15 protein-coding genes and 1 pseudogene are annotated in these 18970 nt (G+C 30.7%); 3 read left to right on the top strand and 13 right to left on the bottom strand.

Features of this window, described 5'->3' with window-relative positions:
• Positions 1-116 precede the first annotated feature (116 nt).
• Entirely contained in the window at positions 117-377 is a 261-nt protein-coding gene (locus tag JFY71_RS07375) for a hypothetical protein (RefSeq protein ID WP_243660168.1), read from the top strand.
• A gap of 27 nt (positions 378-404) precedes the next feature.
• Positions 405-1238 (top strand): glycosyltransferase family 8 protein, encoded by an 834-nt coding sequence (locus JFY71_RS07370; RefSeq protein ID WP_243660167.1) that lies wholly within the window; start codon positions 405-407, stop codon positions 1236-1238.
• An 88-nt stretch (positions 1239-1326) separates the two neighbouring features.
• Here the strand turns inward: JFY71_RS07370 and JFY71_RS07365 are convergent, their stop codons facing one another.
• The 6 genes from JFY71_RS07365 to JFY71_RS07340 form a co-directional block, all read right to left on the bottom strand.
• Positions 1327-1863: an HdeD family acid-resistance protein gene (locus JFY71_RS07365; protein WP_243660166.1), complete on the bottom strand. Its 537-nt coding sequence runs from the start codon at positions 1861-1863 to the stop codon at positions 1327-1329.
• Between the two features lie 115 nt (positions 1864-1978).
• Positions 1979-2383, bottom strand: a complete 405-nt coding sequence (locus tag JFY71_RS07360) for a PTS sugar transporter subunit IIA (protein ID WP_243660165.1) — start codon at positions 2381-2383, stop codon at positions 1979-1981.
• 14 nt (positions 2384-2397) lie between these two features.
• Positions 2398-3207 (bottom strand): PTS system mannose/fructose/sorbose family transporter subunit IID, encoded by an 810-nt coding sequence (locus JFY71_RS07355; protein WP_243660164.1) that lies wholly within the window; start codon positions 3205-3207, stop codon positions 2398-2400.
• A complete protein-coding gene (locus JFY71_RS07350) occupies positions 3194-4078 on the bottom strand; it encodes a PTS mannose/fructose/sorbose/N-acetylgalactosamine transporter subunit IIC (protein ID WP_243660163.1) in 885 nt (294 codons plus the stop codon). Before JFY71_RS07350 ends, JFY71_RS07355 begins: the two co-directional genes overlap by 14 nt.
• Before the next feature lie 9 nt (positions 4079-4087).
• On the bottom strand, positions 4088-4573 hold the full coding sequence (locus JFY71_RS07345; protein ID WP_243660162.1) for a PTS sugar transporter subunit IIB: 486 nt from the start codon (positions 4571-4573) through the stop codon (positions 4088-4090).
• A 17-nt stretch (positions 4574-4590) separates the two neighbouring features.
• A complete protein-coding gene (locus tag JFY71_RS07340; protein WP_243660161.1) occupies positions 4591-6384 on the bottom strand; it encodes a glycoside hydrolase family 35 protein in 1794 nt (597 codons plus the stop codon).
• Positions 6385-6763: 379 nt separating this feature from the next.
• On the opposite strand from JFY71_RS07340, the gene JFY71_RS07335 reads away from it, so the two are divergent.
• Positions 6764-7483: a GntR family transcriptional regulator gene (locus JFY71_RS07335; protein WP_243660160.1), complete on the top strand. Its 720-nt coding sequence runs from the start codon at positions 6764-6766 to the stop codon at positions 7481-7483.
• Between the two features lie 292 nt (positions 7484-7775).
• Here JFY71_RS07335 and hydA read toward each other — a convergent pair whose 3' ends face one another.
• From hydA to ygeW, 7 genes and pseudogenes are all read right to left on the bottom strand, one after another.
• Entirely contained in the window at positions 7776-9140 is a 1365-nt protein-coding gene (gene hydA, locus JFY71_RS07330; protein ID WP_243660159.1) for a dihydropyrimidinase, read from the bottom strand.
• An 86-nt stretch (positions 9141-9226) separates the two neighbouring features.
• Complete coding sequence (locus JFY71_RS07325) at positions 9227-10621, bottom strand: uracil-xanthine permease family protein (protein WP_243662149.1); 1395 nt, start codon at positions 10619-10621, stop codon at positions 9227-9229.
• A gap of 220 nt (positions 10622-10841) precedes the next feature.
• Positions 10842-12167: a putative aminohydrolase SsnA gene (ssnA, locus tag JFY71_RS07320; protein ID WP_243660158.1), complete on the bottom strand. Its 1326-nt coding sequence runs from the start codon at positions 12165-12167 to the stop codon at positions 10842-10844.
• Between the two features lie 74 nt (positions 12168-12241).
• Positions 12242-15280, bottom strand: coding sequence for a putative selenate reductase subunit YgfK (gene ygfK, locus JFY71_RS07315; RefSeq protein ID WP_243660157.1), 3039 nt, complete (start codon positions 15278-15280; stop codon positions 12242-12244).
• Between the two features lie 22 nt (positions 15281-15302).
• Positions 15303-16238: a carbamate kinase gene (gene arcC / locus JFY71_RS07310; protein WP_243660156.1), complete on the bottom strand. Its 936-nt coding sequence runs from the start codon at positions 16236-16238 to the stop codon at positions 15303-15305.
• Between the two features lie 76 nt (positions 16239-16314).
• On the bottom strand, positions 16315-17643 hold the full coding sequence (locus JFY71_RS07305) for a YgeY family selenium metabolism-linked hydrolase (RefSeq protein ID WP_243660155.1): 1329 nt from the start codon (positions 17641-17643) through the stop codon (positions 16315-16317).
• An 81-nt stretch (positions 17644-17724) separates the two neighbouring features.
• Positions 17725-18921 (bottom strand): annotated as a pseudogene (gene ygeW / locus JFY71_RS07300) (knotted carbamoyltransferase YgeW).
• Positions 18922-18970 lie beyond the last annotated feature (49 nt).

Genomic DNA, 18970 nt, shown 5'->3' with positions numbered 1-18970 from the left:
ATGTCTTGTTTTTTATAATTAGAAAATCAATATTATGTATAGCTTAATATATTTTTTATAAATCTATTAGCTAGGTAAAAACAATAAATTAATTACTAAATTTTTGGAGGTTTGTAATGTATAATTTAAAAAATGATTTAATCAATAAGTTAAAAGAAAGAGTAGATTATGAAATAACTGATATTAGCTTTATTGACGATAGTGAAAATACAGAAAACTTTATTAATACTGCAATTCAACAGGAAGTTGCTAGTTTAGGTTTAGACTATGAGGATGAATATGAATTTTTAGATGAACATGAAGATGACATTAAGGAACAAATTAGAAATTATATGTATGAAAAATCTCAAAAATATACTGATGATGGTTTACTATAATAAGATTTAAGACTAAGGGTGAATAACATGGAAAGTAAAATCGATATTTTAGTGACATTAGACGAAAACTATCTTAATCCACTAAAAGTTATGCTTACGTCTCTTTACTATAATAATCCAAATGAAAGTTTTAATATTTGGCTTATTCATGAGAGGATTCCAGAAGAAAAAATAAATAATCTTAGAAAACTAACAGATTTTTTCCACTGGAAATTAAATGATATAAAAATAGATAACAACTTATTAGGGGATGCGCCTACTAAAAAACAATATCCTAAAGAGATGTACTTTAGATTGCTGGCAGGAGAAATAATACCTAACAACATAAATAAAATACTTTATCTTGATCCCGATATTTTAATTATCAATCCTATAATTGATTTATGGAATACGGATTTAGGCGATTATATGATAGCTGCTTCAACTCATACTGGCATGACTGATATTACTACGGAAATTAATAAAATTCGCCTATGGAATGATAATAAATACTATAACTCAGGTATAATGTTAATGGACTTGAGAAAAACTCGAGAATTAATTAAATTAAAGGATATTATAGATACTATCGATAAATATGGAAATCAATTGTTATTACCCGATCAGGATGTTCTTAACTTTTTATATAGCCAACATATAAAAGAAGTAGCTGAAGAAATTTGGAATTATGATACTAGAAAATACTTAACCTATTTTACACGAAGCTTAAGTAAACATAATCTTCAGTGGGTTATGGAAAACACATCTATACTTCATTTTTGTGGTAGACCAAAACCATGGGATCCAAAAAGTAACAGTAAATTTACTGCCCTATATCTTAACTATAAACAATTATTAAATAGAATAGAAAAGAACTATTAACATATTTTATCTTAAAAGAAATAAAAATCTAAAAAAATTAGATATGATAAACTAATTTTTTTAGATTTTTTATTATTTCTAAATAATATTAATACCTTGTTTCGGCAAAAGCTTCTATTATATTTAAAATTCCAAAAAGCATAAAATAGAAACCTACTAAATATGTTATTGTTAGTACTGCACTAAAAGGATTTTTCAATAATAATATACCTACAATTATACCTAGAATATTTACAATTACTTTAAACCAGTAATAGCCATTGCTAACTATTTTTGCCAGTCCACTGTTTAATAGGCCTTCTATTGATCTAATTATAAACCAAAAGGAAAATACATATGGCAATGCTGCCGCACTTCCATATAAATTAAATAACAGTAAAATTCCTATAAGTAAATTAATCACTCCTATTACTGTTATAAATGTAGACCTGTATCCCGTTACTTTTCTGATTCTTCTTCTAATAAAAAGTTGAAAAACTCCATCAAACAAAGCAGAGATACCAAACACCATTACAATTGCCAATAAGTTTGCAGTTGGATCTCTAAAAGCAATTAGGGAAGTAATAATAAAAATAATACCAATAATAAGATTTTCCCAGTTAAATTTAGATTTTCCTGTTGTCATTTTATCATCTCCTATTTATTGATATACCCTATTAACCTTTAATTTATGCTCTTATACAAAAAAATTCAAGATATATTTCTATATCTTGAATTTTTCTCTTAACTGTTTGTATTTTTTATTCTAATTCATCATCATCATTTGAATTTGCTAATATTTCATTTACATAATTTATACTGTCTTTAGCATTTTTTCTTATATCATCAGGTGATACTTCAAAGTCATTGGATATAAAATCTATAACCATTGGCATATTCATGCCGGTAAATATATCAAATTTTTCACCTTGCATTATCAACTGAGATACTACATTACAAGGTGTTCCTCCCATTAAATCAGCCAATACAGTAAATTTGTCTAAATCCTTAGTAACTTCTTTAAATTTATTCAAAAAATCTTCTTTTCCTTCAGAAGCTAATAATGATACTGTATGTATATTATTTTGAGGACCCATTATCATCTCAGTACTATTTTTCAATTCTTCGCAAAGCCTACCATGACTAATTAATATTAAATGATTCATAATTTTTTCCTTTTCTATTTACCAATTATTCCAAAAGCAGATAATGCTACAGATACTATTAATACTATAAATATCGCTTTTGTTGAAGTCATCTTCTTTTTGCCTAGTAACTTATAAATAGAAAATACTATTGCTGCAGGAAATATTCTTGGTAAAATCATATCCAATGTATTTTGTATATCAATAGTTACGTTTCCAATTTGAGGAACTAATGAAACATTAACATTTACCATAGTTGCAACTAATCCACCAACCATAAATACCCCTAATAAAGTTGCTGCATTAGTTAAAGCATTTAACTTGTTCTGCATAGTAGTAACTAAAGTTACCCCTTCTCTATAAGCAAATTCTAATTGCTTCCATCTAAAAATAACTATAATAAATTGTGCTATTGCCCATATTATACAGCCAAGTGGATTGCCTGCTATGGCCATAGCTGCTGCTAAGGCTCCGAATATTGTAGGAATTAATGAACCAAATAAAGAGTCTCCAATTGCTGCCATTGGCCCCATAAGCCCTACTTTAAGTCCTTGAACAGTCTCTTTTGCCTTAATACCCTCTTTTTCCTCAATAGCTAGGTTAATACCTGTTATTAAAGTATTTACAAAATTACTAGTATTGAAAAATTGAGAATGGGTTTTCATCATTTCTTTAAGTTCTGGAGTATCGTCACCATAAATTTTTCTTAACTGAGGAAGAATAGTGTAAAGATATCCTGAACCTTGCATTCTTTCGTAATTCCAACCCCATTGAATGGCAAATAAGTTTCTAATATTAATCTGTTTAAAATCTTTTTTAGTTAGTTTATTATTAGAGTTCGTCATCTTCTACCTCTCCTTCATTTGAACTTTCCTTTTTCTCTATTACTTTAGGTAGCTCTATATCCTTCTTGTATTGTAACATTGCAAAGGCAAACCCTATTAAGGCTATTGCTAACATTGGTAAAGCATTGAAATTTCCTGTAAAGTTTTCTACTACTTCTGCAACACCAGTGCCTAATAATTGTAATCCGGAGAATACTGTTGTTAGCAATGCAGTAATTACAAAACCTAAAATTAAATAAGGTAAATGTTTTTTAACAGGTAAATATCTAAGTAAAATAGCAAACCCTACAGCAGGTAATACTGCTCCCGCTACAGATAATCCATCTCCTAACCATTTTAAGTTACCATTTAAAACAGCAACTATCTTTTCAACCATTCCTCCACCAAAAGCTAAAGCTAAAAATACCGGCAATGCTCTAGATAGGAACCAAGGAAGTATACCGAATAAGAAATTTCTTTCAATACCCTTATAATCCATCTTTTCAATTCTGTTGTCTATTCTATGTGCAAAAAAAGTATTACAGAAACGTCCTAAAATATCTGTTTGAATCATCAAACTTGCTACTGGAACAGCTATTGCAGCAATTGCTTGTTCCGGATTCATACCTATACCAACAGAGAAAGCTGTTGCTAAAATAGTTCCGGAGTTAGCATCAATTTTAGAAGCTCCACCAAAAGTACCAACACCTAGTACAGTTAATTGCATACTACCACCAATAAATAGACCAGCTCCAACATCTCCCATAACAAGTCCAGTAATTAATCCTGCCCATACAGGTTGACTTATAGAAGTCCATATACCAAGCTCATCTAAGATTTGCCAACCTGAATATAAAGTTAAAATTAAAATTTGCCACCAAGCTATACTCATTTTATCCTCCTATTTAACTTTTTTAAGTAGGGACATAAAGTCCTCTTCTTTATCACCAGGAACCATTTGAGATATTATTTTCACTCCTAAATCATTAATCGCCTTAAAATCTTCAATATCCTTTTCCTCAACATTTATTGATTTTGTAACAGCCTTTGTGTCTTTACTCTGTGACATATTCCCAACATTTATTTCTTCTATTGGGACACCTAACTCAATTAATTTTAATATGTAATTAGGTTTTTTAGTTATTATAAACAAACGTTGAGAATCATATTTTCCTGCTAAAATATTGTTTGCAGCTTTTTCAACAGGTAAAACACTTAATTTTACACCTGAGGGAGTTGCTAATTTCAAGCCACTTTTTTCTATATCGTTTTGCGCCACTTCATTATCAACAACCATAAATCGACTTATATTTAGTTTTGTTGCCCAAAGATTTGCAACTTGTCCATGGATTAAACGTCCATCTATTCTTACACCAACAATGCTCATATTTCTCCTCCTTTTCTTTATTTATCACTATTGCAATTGTCGTCTAAATTTGTGAATAGCGGTTTATCTACTAAATTAATTTCTTCTGCAAAAATTCCTTCAGTTTCAAAAATCACTATTTCGTTGATACCTTTTTTGAAAAATCCTTTCGGTATATATAAAGTATCCATAGGTCCTCTGTTCCAAAATCTGCCAATATTGTTTCCATTTACCAGTACTATACCTTTTCCGAATTTACTAGTGTCAATATAACTGTCCTCAGGATTAGAAAGATCTAACTTATACTTATAAAAAGCTGGTGTATTTTTTTTCCATTTTTTAGAAAAATCAATTTTATCAACAAGATTAAAGTCAATTATAAACTGTTCCCAGTTAAGTATAAAATGTAAATCAGACATTACTCCTGTTCTAATTCCTTTTCTCTGAGTGTCTGCTAATAATTTATGACCATAATTCACCCTACCCATATTCTCTATAAGTATATCTAATTGGTTACTATCTTCTTCTATAGAAGCCTCTATATAGTCTCCTATTTCTTCTTGATATTGGGTTACTAAATGTTCTTCATTTAAATATACCTGTGCCCTATCTCTAGCGTCAATTACCCTAAATTTTTCTTCATCTGAATCTTTTTTTACAATAGTTCTATACAGCATATAACCATAATACTGATCTAGTTTTTCCATATTCAGCGGGTATTTTGTAGTAACTTTTTGACTTATATCATCTATAACTTCAAATAGTCCTACTTTTTTATGTAAAGGTATATTATTAACTGCCATACTTCTTTTTATTAATGGTTGTCCCTGTTTAATATCCGGGTACTTTCTATGTATTAGTTTTTGTATAGCATAATATTTTTCTGTAGGATTTCCTTGTTCATTTAAAGGAGCTCCATAATCATATGATGTAATTTGTGGTAAATCCTTTGTTCCTCTAGCAGAACATCCATTCATAAAACCAAAGTTGGTTCCACCATGAAACATATATAAATTTATACTTCCTAAATTTAAAACCTCTTCTATAGCATCAACAAGTTCTTCAGTCTCTCTTTTAACAATAGGTTCTCCCCATCTGTTAAACCAACCATCCCAAAATTCCATACACATCAATGGCCAATTTTTCCCATAGTCATTATGGAATTCTTTAAGTGCTTTAAAGTTCAAAGTACCTTTTGAGCCAAAATTTCCAGTTGGTAAAATATTGTGCTCTATCATACTTCCAGCTCTCAAAGTTGCCAACCAAGAACCATCAGATGTTACTAAGGGAATATTTACTCCAAATTTTTCCATTAATTTATATATTTGTTCTAAATATTCTTTGTCTTCTCCGTAGGAGCCATATTCATTTTCTACTTGCATCATAATAATAGGACCATTATTAGTAATTTGCAAAGGAGTTAATATTTTAAATAAAACACTATAATACTTTTCAACATATTCAATAAATTTAGGATCTGAGGATCTAATTCTACAATCCTTGTTTAATAACCAAGGTGGTAATCCTCCAAATTCCCATTCTGCACATATATATGGTGAAGGTCTTACTATCACCTTTAAATCCATTTTTCCTGCCGTTTCAATAAATGCTTTTAAATCCAAAATACCATTAAAGTCAAACTCTCCTTCTTTTGGCTCATGTGCGTTCCAAGGAACATAGGTTTCCACAGTGTTAAAACCCAAAGCTTTTAAATTATGTAGTGAATGATACCAGTCTGAAGGATGAATTCTAAAGTAGTGAATTGCACCTGATAGTATTCTAAAAGGTTTTCCGTCTAACAAAAAATTTTCTTTAATTTCGAAAGTAGTCATATTATCTCCTCTTCTTATTCTTCTACTCTTAAATGTTCTACTTAGTATATTAATATAATAACCTAGCATAACCTAGTTGTCAACACATTTATAAGTTTTTAATAGTTATTGTTATATCAAGTTAAGAAATAGTAACAATTGTTTATTTTTATGTATATTTCGTGATAAAATAATACATATGATATATTAATATAATAAGTAAGAATTTATTCAATTTTATTATTAATATACAATTATCCACATCGTTTAATTTACCTTAATGCATTTGAAAATTATTAATTACAATGTTAAACTAATTTACAATGCTTAAAAAAATTAAAAATTATTAAAGAATCTTAATAAATATAAAAAACTATTTAATTATTAAAAGGAGGATATTATGGCTCGAATACCAAAATATCAACAGATAAAAAGCGATTTACAGCTTCAAATTCAATCGGGGAAATTTCAAAATGGTGATCGTTTCTATAGTGAAGCCGATTTAATGAAACTATATAATGTCAGTTCAATTACCGTAATAAGAGCAGTAAGAGAATTAACAAATGAAGGCTACTTAGTTAGAAAACAAGGAGTAGGAACTTTTGTTTATCGTTCAAGAAAAAGAAAATTAGTTGAATTTTCCGATATAGAATTATTTCCATTAGAAAAGGATAAAGTAGAGGTTTTAAATATAGAAAAATGTCACGATGAAAAAATTCTAAAAAAATTGGAACTTTCAAAAGATGAATCCTATTATAAGATTACAAGAGTTAGGACTGCAGACAATAAACCCTATATTTTTCATACTTCATATATACCAACAGAATATATAAATGAAAACTACAAGGATCTTTCATATTATAACTCCATTTATCAACGTTTTAAAACGGATTTTAACATTCCTATGAACGATCAACTATCGGTGGAAACAAACGAAGTAAAATTTCCAACACCTGAAAATATTGCAGAAATTTTAAAAATGGATGTAAATGAACCAACTGTATTTCAAATAAAAACTACCAGGCTAAAATTAAATAAAAAAGTTGTTGAATATGTTGAAACTTATAAAAAATGGGATTATTATAAAATAGAATTTTCAACTTTTGAAAATGATAATTAAATGGATTTAACTTAAATTTAAAATCTATTTAATTATTCTTTAATATCTCTCTCCCTCTTCTATCTTTATTCGCCTTGTAAATTCCAACATTTTTTATTAAATAATTTAAACAGTATCAATTATTTGTTTTCATTTTTATAATTTTAAGCTATCAATTTAAAATTATATTATTGGTAATTTTACCTACTACTTTTATTTTTCTTCTAGCACATGGTTTTGACATAGTAAACCCCCAAATCCTACCTTGGATTTAGGGGTTTAATTATATTTTTATCGGTTTTATATATTAAGTTTAAAACTTACGTTTTATAAATTTACCATATCCGTTTTCTACTTGAACTTCATTATTTTGTATTACTACTTTACCTCTTACTATAACTGTGTCAACTTTAAAATCCACTTCGAATCCTTCGTAACCTGTATAGTCAACAGAGCTATGTCTATTAGATTGAGAAATTGTATATTTTTCTTTATTATAAATTACTAGGTCCGCATCTGAACCAATTGCTAAACTACCTTTTTTAGGATAAAGTCCAAATATTTTAGCAGGGTTATAAATTAACTTATCCATTAAAGTATTTAGGCTTATCTTTCTTTTTTGTCCCTCTGTTAAAACAATTTCCATTCTTTCTTCAACACCAGGTGCTCCTCCCGGTACCTTTTTAAAATCCTCCTTATATTTTAATTTATGCTCCTTAAACATAAAAGGACAATGGTCCGTTGCTATAACATCTACATCACCATTGGCTATACCTTCCCATAAGGCCTCAACATCTTTATTTGTTCTTAAAGGAGGTGCCATTATATATTTTAAACCTTCAATAGGATCTTTGTATTTTTCTTCTGTTAATGTTAAATACTGAGTACAGGTTTCACAAAAAATATTTTTCAATCCATATCTTCTAGCTTTTTTTATTTCTTCCAAACCTTCTGCTGTAGAAGTATGAACAATGTATAATTTAGGGTCTCCTGCTATTTTAGACAAATAGGCAAGACGTGAAATCGCTTCGGCCTCTGTTACATTCGGTCTTGTTTTAGCATGATAAATAGGATCAAAATGACCCTCTCTTTCAGATTCTTCCCTTAGTAGTTTTATTGAACCATCATTTTCACAATGTACACAAATTACAGTTCCTGTTTCCTTCGCCTTTTGTAAAACCTTTAATATTTGGTCATCTTCTAATTTTCCACCATATGTTGTATATAGTTTTACACTTACTATTCCTTCATTAAAAAGCTTTTCAACTTCATCGACCATTTCATCTGTTGTTTCTTGCATTACACCATGAAAACTATAATCTATTATTGGTTTACCTTCTGAAATTTCAAAATACCTATCTACCATTGCTTGTAATGACGAGCCTCTTTCTAGAAAGCCTATATGGTCAACAACAGTTGTTGTACCTCCAAAAGCAGCTGCTTTTGGTCCTATTTCCCAATCATCAACAGCAACAAACTCTCCTAAATCTAAATCAAAATGAGTATGGACATCTATTCCACCAGGTAACAATAATTTATTAGTACCATCTATAATTTCATCAGCTTTTATATTTAAATTATTGCCTATTTCTTTTATTTTTTCTTCTTCAATATATACATCTGAAATAAATTCATCTTTACCATTACATACTTTAATATTTTTAATTAGTAAACTCATTTAATCACCTTTCTTTCTTTACAATAATATTATATCACCAATTTAAACATAAAAAAAAGCCAACTATTGTCGGCTTTTCTTATGTCCTATTTTTCCATTTCTTCCCTTTCAGCTTGTTCCTCAGCTAATGATTTTTGAGGTAAAACTAAGTTTAAGAAGAATACTATTATTGTAGCTAATATTACTGGAGAAGAAACAAATATCATTGTAAACCAGCTTGGGAATGTAGAGAAAGCTGCTTTACTAATTTGTGTAACTCCCATACCTAGTGCAACACCAAGTCCAACTATTGTGGAATTTCTTATAGATAATTCCTCAGATGTTATTAGCTTCATACCACTCATTGTAATTTGAGCAAATACAGAAACTGTAGCTCCACCAATTACCGCTTGTGGTACTGTAAGCATTATAGCTCCAAATTTAGGTATAAATGCTGCTACTAAAATAAGTCCTGCTGTTATTTTAAATACCTTTAAACTAACTACCTTAGTCATTGCAACTATACCAACGTTTTGACTGTAAGTTGCTGGAGGTAATGCCCCTATTAATGAACCAATCGCAGATGAAACAGCATTAGCTTTAATTCCACCTGAAATTTCTTTATCTGTAGCTTCCCTGTCTAAACCACCTACTGTAGTTGAGGAAATATCTCCAACTGCTTGTACAGCATTTACTATAAACATTACTACCATTGTAGCAACTGCAGCTGGTGGGAATTTTAATTTATATGGCATGATTTTCGGAAAATCGAGCCACCTAGACGTTGATAGGGTATCGAAGTTAATCATTTTTATTACTTCCCCTGCCTTATTAACCATTGGAGGTAAGAACATATCAAAACATAGGGCAACAATATAACCTACTACTATACCTACTAAAATTGCAGCTAATTTTAAATACCCTTTAGCAAACATATTACAAATTAATACAACTGCTAAAGTTACTAGTGCTACAACCCAGAATCTCCAGTTACCAAAAGGTGGTGCATCTTGTGCTCCCGGTGTTCTACCAACATTATTTCCGCCGGCCATGTAATTAAGTGCGACAGAATATAGGGAGAGTCCAATTGTAAGTACAACTGTACCTGAAACTATTGGTGGGAAATACTTTCTAATTTTTCCTATTAACATACCTACTATAAAGGCAGCTATAGCACCTATTAACTGTGCCCCCATTACAGCCTCTATTCCATAAACTCTACCTATGTCATTAAGAACAGGTATATATGAGAAAGAAACCCCTATAATCAACGGTAATTTAGCTCCTACAGTAAGTACTGGTATTAATTGTAAGAAAGTTGCTATTGCAGCTATAAACATACCTGCTTGTATTAAATCTACTTTTTGTTCTGGTGTAAAACCATGTTCTGCAGCTAATGTGCCTGCTAATACTATTGAAGGTAATGTATTACCTACTATCATCGCTAGAAAATGTTGTAATGAGATTGGTAAACATTTACCAAAACTAGGATTACTATCCATTACAAATAGCGATTCACTTTTGTGTTTTTTTCCTTTATCCACTTTTATCCTCCTATTTATTACATAATTACATTTAGTAATTTTAATAAATCGATATAAAACTATAAAGACAATTTAAATATATGTAATTATAATGTAAAATATTAAATTAAAAAATTAAAATTAAAAATCCTGTTTATAAGGTTAGAAATAAAGCTATTTCTAACCTTATATTATTTTGTTACATAAATTTCCAAACTTCAGCAGCTCTTTCAGCTGATTTTGCATGAATTGCATCTACATCTACATTTTGTATTTCTCTGTTTTTCATTACGAATTTACCATTGATCATATTATCTATTACAAGTCTTCCTGTAAATCCAAATACTGAATGGCCATACCAGTTATTAGCATTAATTGGAGTATGTGGGAAATAATCTAAGGTAATTAAATCTGCATAAGCTCCTTTTTCTAATTTACCAACTGGTTTGTTATAATATTGAGCTAATATTATAGGGTTGTTTTTAAATTGTGCTTCTATAGCAGGCATAAATCCAACACTTGGTTTACAAACATTATGTGATTGTAAGATATTAGCAACCTTTAATGATTCAAACATATCATTAGTATATGCATCTGTACCTAATCCTACTACTATGCCTTCTTCCATCATTTTAATAGTTGGAGGTGCACCAATAGCATTATTCATATTTGATTCTGGATTTGTAACAACCTTTGTATTAGTATGTTTTAAAATATCCATTTCCGCTTGGCTTACATGCGCGCAGTGAACTGCTAATGTATTAGGTCCTAACATATCAAAGTCATGAAGTCTATTTACAACTCTTTTACCATGTTTTTCTAAACATTCGTATTGGTCTTCAATTCCTTCTGCTACGTGAACATGGTAACCATCATAAACGCCTTCCATAGCTTCTCTTGATTTGTATAAAGTATCATCTGATACTGTAAAGGATGCATGAATACCAAATAAAGCTTTTATCATGTCGCCTTTATCATCTTCTTGACAAGCTTTGATGAAGTCAACGTTTTCTTTTATTCCCTTTTCAGCTATTTCAATTCCATCTCTATCAGTTACTTCATAACATAAAGAGGTTCTCATTCCTGTTTCTAATGCAGCTTCTCTTATTGTAAATAAGGAACCTTCAACTGAATTAGGACCAGCATGATGGTCTATTAAAGTTGTAACACCATTTCTAATAGATTCAATATAAGTTGTTAAAGCGTTTAATTTAACATCTTCTGTAGTTAATAATTTGTCTAGTCTCCACCATTGATTTTCTAATACAGTATAAAAATCAGTAATTGGTTGACTTGTTGACATTCCTCTACCATATGCACTGTATATATGTGAATGTGCACATATCATACCAGGCATTATTATTTTGCCTTCTACATCTACTATTTCTTCATTTGGATATTTAGCTTTAATGTCTTCGAATGTACCAATATCTTCAATAACATTATCTTTTACTAAAACCGCTCCACAATCATAAAAATTGTTATCAGCATCGTTAGTAATAAGAACACCATTTCCTATAATCATTTGTAATCTCCTTTTCAAATGCTTTATTTAAAGTAAAGGATAATGAACTAACTCATTATCCTTTATTTTATTATCTATTTAGCTACTCCTGTTGGAGCCCAGTAGTACTCGTAATCTTCTAATAATGTTTCTAAGAATCTAGTTAATGTATAAGATAATTGTCCATCACCTAATTTATGTTCAATTATATTTCCATTTTCTAATCTAACTTTAAATGTATCTTCGTTAATTCTTAAGAAACCAACATTTGTTGAGTCTATGAAATCTTCTTCAGTCCAGAAAACAGTAATTTTATCCTTATATGGTTTACCTGCTGTTGGACAGAATACTGCACAGTTACCACATTCGTTACACATACCATCAATATGAACTATTTGATGTGGAGTTTTAAATCCTTCTATTTCTATTGCAACATTTGCTCTATTAGGACAAACTTCTGTACAAATTTCACAAATTTGATCACATTTTAAGCAACGTAATCCTTCTTCTTTTCCTTCTAATGGTCTTTGAAGAACTCCTCTTCTTTCATAAATTACTTCATCATACTCAGGGAAGTCGAATTGTGTAAAGTCATTTCCTAATCCTTCTTTAGCTAAAATATCCATAGCTGCAAATTTAGCATCAGCCATACCTTTAACTATTGTAGAAGCACCTGCTTTACAGTCTCCAATAACATATACATTTTCAACACTTGATTCTCTAGACTCAAGAACTTTAACTCTTCCTCTTTCATCTAAGTTTAATCCGTTAGCTTCAAATGCAGATGTATCAACCTTAGCTCCTGTTGCACCTATAACTGTATCGACTTCTAGTTCAATAAATTCACCAGTTCCTTCTACAGATTTTCTTCCTGATGCATCCCAGTCACCTAGTTTCATTTTTTCACATTTTAAAACTTTTCCATCATAACTTACAGGAGCAGTTAATTCTAATATAGTAATATTGTCAGCTTTAACATCTTCCACTTCTTCTTGAGTAGCTGGCATATAGCTTTCTGTTCTTCTATATACTAAAGTAACCTCTTCCACTCCTAATTGTCTCTTAGATAATCTTGAACAGTCCATTGCAACGTCTCCAGCTCCAACTACTGCTACTTTTTTACCTAAGTCCATTCCGCCTTCCATTCTCATTTTCCATAAGAAATCTAAAGCGTCTATTGTGTTTTCAGCACCTTCCTTAACAGGAGCAGCACCGTTTTTCCAAGCACCTGTAGCTACTACAATATAATCATATTCTTTCTTTAATTCTTCATAGCTGTCAGTTACTTCTGTATTAAATCTAAATTCAACACCTTGAGCTTCTGCTATTTTAAAGTCCCTGTTTATTTGTTCATCAGAAATTCTAAATCTAGGAATAACATGACTAACAATACCATAAGGTTTAGCTAATTTTTCAAATACTACAACATTCATACCATTTCTTCTTAAGTATGAAGCAGCAGCAACTCCTGATGGACCAGCACCTATAACAGCTACTTTACTGTTGGACTTTATGTCTGATGGTTTTATTTCACTAATTAATTTTTCTTGAGCATTATCAGCTGCTATTAATTTCATATCTCTTATTTGTAGAGTTTTTTCATAGTCAACTCTTGTACAATATTCTTGACAGTGGTGACTACAAATTTGACCTAATATTGTAGGTGCAGTGTTGTCATTAGCAATAACTTTAATAGCATCTTCATATCTACCTTCTGCAACTAATTTTAAATATTCAGGTATTTGTTGATTAATTGGACAACCGCCATCTTTACATGGAGCTTGATAACAATCTGTAAGACCTAATTCTTTGTCAGTCTTTCTTGAAGCTACCTTTTCTCTATATAATTTATTGTTAACAGGATTAGACTTAACTTCTTCAGCATATTTATTTAATGCTTGGTAATCTATTCCCTTATATTCAGGTGTTAATAAATCTTCAGTTTCTTCTGCTAATTGTTTGAATCTATTGTATCCACCTGGTTTTAATATAGTTGTAGCAACTGTTATTGGTTGAATACCTGTTTTAAATAAGTCTCTAATATTTAAACCGTCAGCTCCACCAGAGTAAGCTATTGGTAATTGACCTTTAAATTCATTGGATAATTTTGCTGCTAAACTAATTGATAATGGATATAATGATCTACCTGACATATACATTTCTTCAGATGGAAGTTCATTTCTCTTTGTATCAACTGGACAGGTATTAGTTATCTTTAATCCGAAAGCCAATCCTTCTTTTTTAGAAGTTTCAGTTAGTCTTTTGAACATTTCTATTGCATCATCATATTGTAAGTCATTTTTAAAGTGATGGTCTGTAAATGAAATGTAGTCAAATCCCATGCTATCTAATGTTTTTCTAACATAATCATAACCTAACATTGTAGGGTTACATTTAACAAATGTATTTAATTTCTTTTCAGTTAATAAGTAATGAGAAATTTTTTCTATTTCATCTGCTGGACATCCATGTAAAGTTGATAATGTTATGGATTGACAAATATTTGGTGAAATAGCTTCTAAATCACTAGAACCAAATTTTATATAGTTGTTTAAATTATCACTCAAATATTCTTTACATTCTTTAAATATAGGAGTATTAGAAGCATCCTTTAACCCTTCTATGTAGTTATCTACTTTTTCTGACTTTATACCTGCTAAGTCATAACCAACTGACATATTATAAGCAAAATCCTTATAGTCTGCTAAGCCTAATTCTTTAGCTAAAACTTGAATTGCAAAATATGCTTTTGTATATTCTTCAAAAGCTTGTTGTACAGTTAACTCAGTTGACCACTCACAGTTATAACATTCGTCTTCAGCAAATATACATGGTCTTGCAACAGCGTTTTGTATTTCTTCACCATCCATAATTTGAACAGTTTTTATTTCCATAAATCTAGCACCTGTTAAATAAGAAGCTATTATATTTTGTGCTAATTGAGATTGTGGACCTGCAGCTGGACCAACAGCTGAACCCATTTTATCTCCTAATACTGTTGTAATATATGTTCCTTTTTCATTTCTATAAAATTTATCTTTGTGTATACCAAAAATTGTATTTTGACTTTTATATTCATTTCTACACCATTCCATTAATTCTTTGAAAGGTATAGGTCTCATAAATTCACTCATTTTCTACCCCCTATATTTCTGCTTATTTTGCAGTTATCCATGTTCCAGTCTTTCCTTCAAGACCTTCTTGTGCTTTTTCCAATGATGTTATTAATGATTTTCTTCCTTCTTTTGATTCAGCAAATTCCATTGCTGCTTCAACTTTTGGTAACATTGATCCAGGAGCAAATTCATTATTTCCTATATGAACATTAGCTTCTTCTATATTCATTGAAGATAACCATTCTTGTTCTGGAGTACCAAATTTAATAGCAACTTTTTCAACAGCAGTTAAAACTATAAAATTGTCAGCATCAACTTGCTTAGCCATAACACAACTTGCAAAATCTTTATCTATAACGGCTCCAACGCCTCTTAAATGGTTTCCTTCTTCTACAACTGGAATTCCACCACCGCCACAAGCTATTACTACCTGACCTGCATCTAATATAGCTTTAATTGTATCGATTTCAACAATTCTTACTGGCTTTGGAGAAGCTACTACTCTTCTATATCCTCTACCTGAATCCTCTTTTACGACCATACCTCTTTTTGTTGCTTCTTCTGCTTCAACTTCATTCATAAAAGGACCAATTGGTTTTGTTGGATTTTGGAAAGCCGGATCTTTTTCATCTACTACTACTTGAGTAATTACAGATGTAACAGTTTTTTTAATTCCCCTATTACGCAATTCCTCTCTTAAAGCATTCTGTAAATCGTATCCAATATATGCTTGACTCATTGCAACACACATAGATAAAGGCATATATGGATATTTAGGATCTATTTTTCCATACTCTGTGAAAGCGTTATTTATCATTCCAACTTGAGGCCCGTTTCCATGAGCAATAACTACTTCGTTACCTGCTTCTATTAAGTCTGCAATAGCCTTAGATGTTTGTTTAACAGCTTCCATTTGGCTTGCTAAATCATCACCTAACGCATTTCCTCCTAATGCTAATACTACTCTATTTCCCATATTTCCTCCTGAAAAACTAAACTGAATATATCCCCCTTAGGATATATTCAGTTTTTTTAATTTTAATAAGTTCTTATTATCTATGGTTTTCTACATAAATAGTTGGTAATGCTGCATAAACTGCTGCACATGTTACTAAGTCTTGTTTCCAAGTAATTTCATTTGGAGCATGAGCTTGGTCTTCTGCACCTGGTCCAAAACCAATTGTTGGAATATTATGTCTACCCATTGTAGCAACACCATTTGTAGAGAATGTCCATTTGTCTGTTAATGGTCTAGCTGCTCTTTTTTCTATTTCTTTTTCAGCTTTAGGTGGAGCAATTCTCTTATCTCCATAAAGTCCTTTATGAACTTCTTCTAATGCTTTAGTCACTTTATGATCTTCTGGAATTACCCAAGTTGGGAAATAACATTCTTGCTCATATGATAAGCCTGTCCATGAAGGTCTACTGTATTTATACATTGTAACCTTAGCACCATGTTTTTTAGCTGATGGAAGATCTTCTATTTCTTTAATACAAGATTCCCAAGTTTCTCCAGCTGTCATTCTTCTATCTAATGAGATTGAACATGAGTCAGCTACTGCACATCTTGATGGTGAAGTATAGAATATTTGAGAAGTAGTTACAGTTCCTCTTCCTAAGAAGTTAGCTTCTTTCCATTCTGGATTGTATTTTTCATCTAACATCTTAACTAAACCTTTTATTTCTACGCTGTCATCAGCTGGGTTTTCATTAAGTTGTTCGATTTCTTTAAGAATGTCAGCCATTTTATAAATAGCATTGTCTCCTCTTTCTGGAGCTGAACCATGACTTGAAACTCCTTCAACGTCTACTCTTATTTCCATTCTTCCTCTTTGACCTCTATAGATTCCACCGTCAGTTGGTTCAGTAGAAACTACAAATTCTGGTTTGATATTTTCTTGTTCTATCATATATAACCAGCAGTTACCATCACAGTCTTCTTCTTGAACTGTTCCTGTTACCAATGCTGTATATTCATCTGAAAGCATATCTAAATCTTTCATTATTTTAGCACCGTAAACAGCTGATACTATTCCACCTAATTGGTCAGAAGTTCCTCTACCACCAATTTCAGTTTCGTTTTCGTATCCTTCAACTGGATCAAATTTCCAGTTATCTCTGTTACCAATTCCAACTGTATCTATATGAGCATCAAAAGCTATAAGGCTTTTTCCTGTTCCCATTTCTCCTAATACATTACCTTGTCCATCGATCCAAGCTTTAGTAAAGCCTAATTTTTCCATTTCTTCCTTAATTCTCTTAGCTCTAGGACCTTCTTCACAACTTTCGCCGTATAGGTTTACTAAATCTCTAAGGAATTTGTTCATATCTTCTGCATAACCTTCAGCTGCTGCTTGAATCTTTTTAAAATCTACTGCCATTTGTAAAATACCCCCTTATTAATCTCTGTCTATATTTCTAATTATATATTCTAAAATTCTAATAACTTACTCTATTATTTATTATCTAGCTAATCTTGCTTTGTTTTGATCCAATAATTTTTGTAACATTTCTTCTGGATTCTTAACTTTTTGCATGAACATCATAGCTGCTATTATATATGGTTTATAGCTTGCTTCTTTGTATAGAGGTATTCTATATCTATCAAATACTGACTCATCAACTTCACCTAACTCACAGCTTAATCCTGTAATGTCAGCTGGTAGACAGTGCATGTATAAAGCTTTACCGTCTTTAGTTAATTTCATCATTTCTTCTGTACAAGCCCAATCAATATGATCAGCATTTTGTTTTAATAATTCTTGCTCTAATTCATCAATACCTTTTTGGTCTCATTCGCCATATAATATAGTTCTTTTTTCCATTGCTGCAAATGGTGCCCAGCTCTTTGGATATACTATATCAGCGTCTTTGAAAGCTTCTTCCATTGAATTTGTTTTAGTGAATTTTCCACCGTATTTTTCAGCATTAGCTTTTGCTACTTCTTCAACTTCCGGCATTATTTCATATCCTTCTGGATGAGCTAAAACTACTTCCATTCCAAATCTTGTCATAAGACCAGCAATACCTTGTGGTACTGATAATGGTTTACCATATGAAGGAGAGTAAGCCCAAGTCATAGCAATTTTTTTACCTTTTAAGTTTTCAATTCCACCAAATTCATGAATAATGTGTAACATATCTGACATTGATTGTGTTGGATGGTCAATATCACATTGTAAGTTTACAATTGTTGGTCTTTGTTCTAATACGCCATCTTTATATCCTTCTTCAACATAGTTCGCAACATTTACTTGGTAAGTATGACCTTTACCAATATACATGTCATCTCTTATTCCAATAACGTCTGCCATGAATGAAATCATGTTAGAAGTTTCTTTAACTGTTTCACCATGAGCTATTTGAGATTTACCTTCGTCTAAATCTTGTATTTCTAAACCTAATAAGTTACAAGCTGATGAGAAAGAGAATCTTGTTCTAGTTGAGTTATCTCTAAATAAAGAAATTCCTAAACCTGAATCAAATATTTTTGTACTAATATTGTTTTCTCTTAAATATCTTAAAGCGTCTGCTACTGCGAAAATTGCTTCTAGTTCATCTTGAGTTTTGTCCCAAGTTAAAAAGAAGTCGTCTTGGTATAAGTTAGAATAATCTAACCCTTTAAGTTTTTCCATCAATTCATTAAAATTAGTGTTCATTAAACCCTCTCCTTGTTTTGTTTTTATTTATAATTAATTTTAAATTAAT

Source organism: Miniphocaeibacter halophilus (genome assembly GCF_016458825.1).
Classification (GTDB): Bacteria; Bacillota; Clostridia; order Tissierellales; family Peptoniphilaceae; genus Miniphocaeibacter; species Miniphocaeibacter halophilus.
The sequence above is the reverse complement of the archived record's forward strand: the minus strand, read 5'-3'. Positions and strand labels throughout refer to the sequence as shown.

Excerpts from the sequence above, each read along its gene's own strand:
- JFY71_RS07305 (WP_243660155.1), bottom strand. The coding sequence starts at position 17,643 with ATGGCAGTAGATTTTAAAAAGATTCAAGCAGCAGCTGAAGGTTATGCA.
- JFY71_RS07335 (WP_243660160.1), top strand. The coding sequence starts at position 6,764 with ATGGCTCGAATACCAAAATATCAACAGATAAAAAGCGATTTACAGCTT.
- JFY71_RS07345 (WP_243660162.1), bottom strand. The coding sequence starts at position 4,573 with ATGAGCATTGTTGGTGTAAGAATAGATGGACGTTTAATCCATGGACAA.
- JFY71_RS07340 (WP_243660161.1), bottom strand. The coding sequence starts at position 6,384 with ATGACTACTTTCGAAATTAAAGAAAATTTTTTGTTAGACGGAAAACCT.
- JFY71_RS07350 (WP_243660163.1), bottom strand. The coding sequence starts at position 4,078 with ATGAGTATAGCTTGGTGGCAAATTTTAATTTTAACTTTATATTCAGGT.
- JFY71_RS07325 (WP_243662149.1), bottom strand. The coding sequence starts at position 10,621 with ATGGATAGTAATCCTAGTTTTGGTAAATGTTTACCAATCTCATTACAA.
- JFY71_RS07355 (WP_243660164.1), bottom strand. The coding sequence starts at position 3,207 with ATGACGAACTCTAATAATAAACTAACTAAAAAAGATTTTAAACAGATT.
- arcC (WP_243660156.1), bottom strand. The coding sequence starts at position 16,238 with ATGGGAAATAGAGTAGTATTAGCATTAGGAGGAAATGCGTTAGGTGAT.
- hydA (WP_243660159.1), bottom strand. The coding sequence starts at position 9,140 with ATGAGTTTACTAATTAAAAATATTAAAGTATGTAATGGTAAAGATGAA.
- JFY71_RS07375 (WP_243660168.1), top strand. The coding sequence starts at position 117 with ATGTATAATTTAAAAAATGATTTAATCAATAAGTTAAAAGAAAGAGTA.
- JFY71_RS07370 (WP_243660167.1), top strand. The coding sequence starts at position 405 with ATGGAAAGTAAAATCGATATTTTAGTGACATTAGACGAAAACTATCTT.
- ssnA (WP_243660158.1), bottom strand. The coding sequence starts at position 12,167 with ATGATTATAGGAAATGGTGTTCTTATTACTAACGATGCTGATAACAAT.
- JFY71_RS07365 (WP_243660166.1), bottom strand. The coding sequence starts at position 1,863 with ATGACAACAGGAAAATCTAAATTTAACTGGGAAAATCTTATTATTGGT.
- JFY71_RS07360 (WP_243660165.1), bottom strand. The coding sequence starts at position 2,383 with ATGAATCATTTAATATTAATTAGTCATGGTAGGCTTTGCGAAGAATTG.
- ygfK (WP_243660157.1), bottom strand. The coding sequence starts at position 15,280 with ATGAGTGAATTTATGAGACCTATACCTTTCAAAGAATTAATGGAATGG.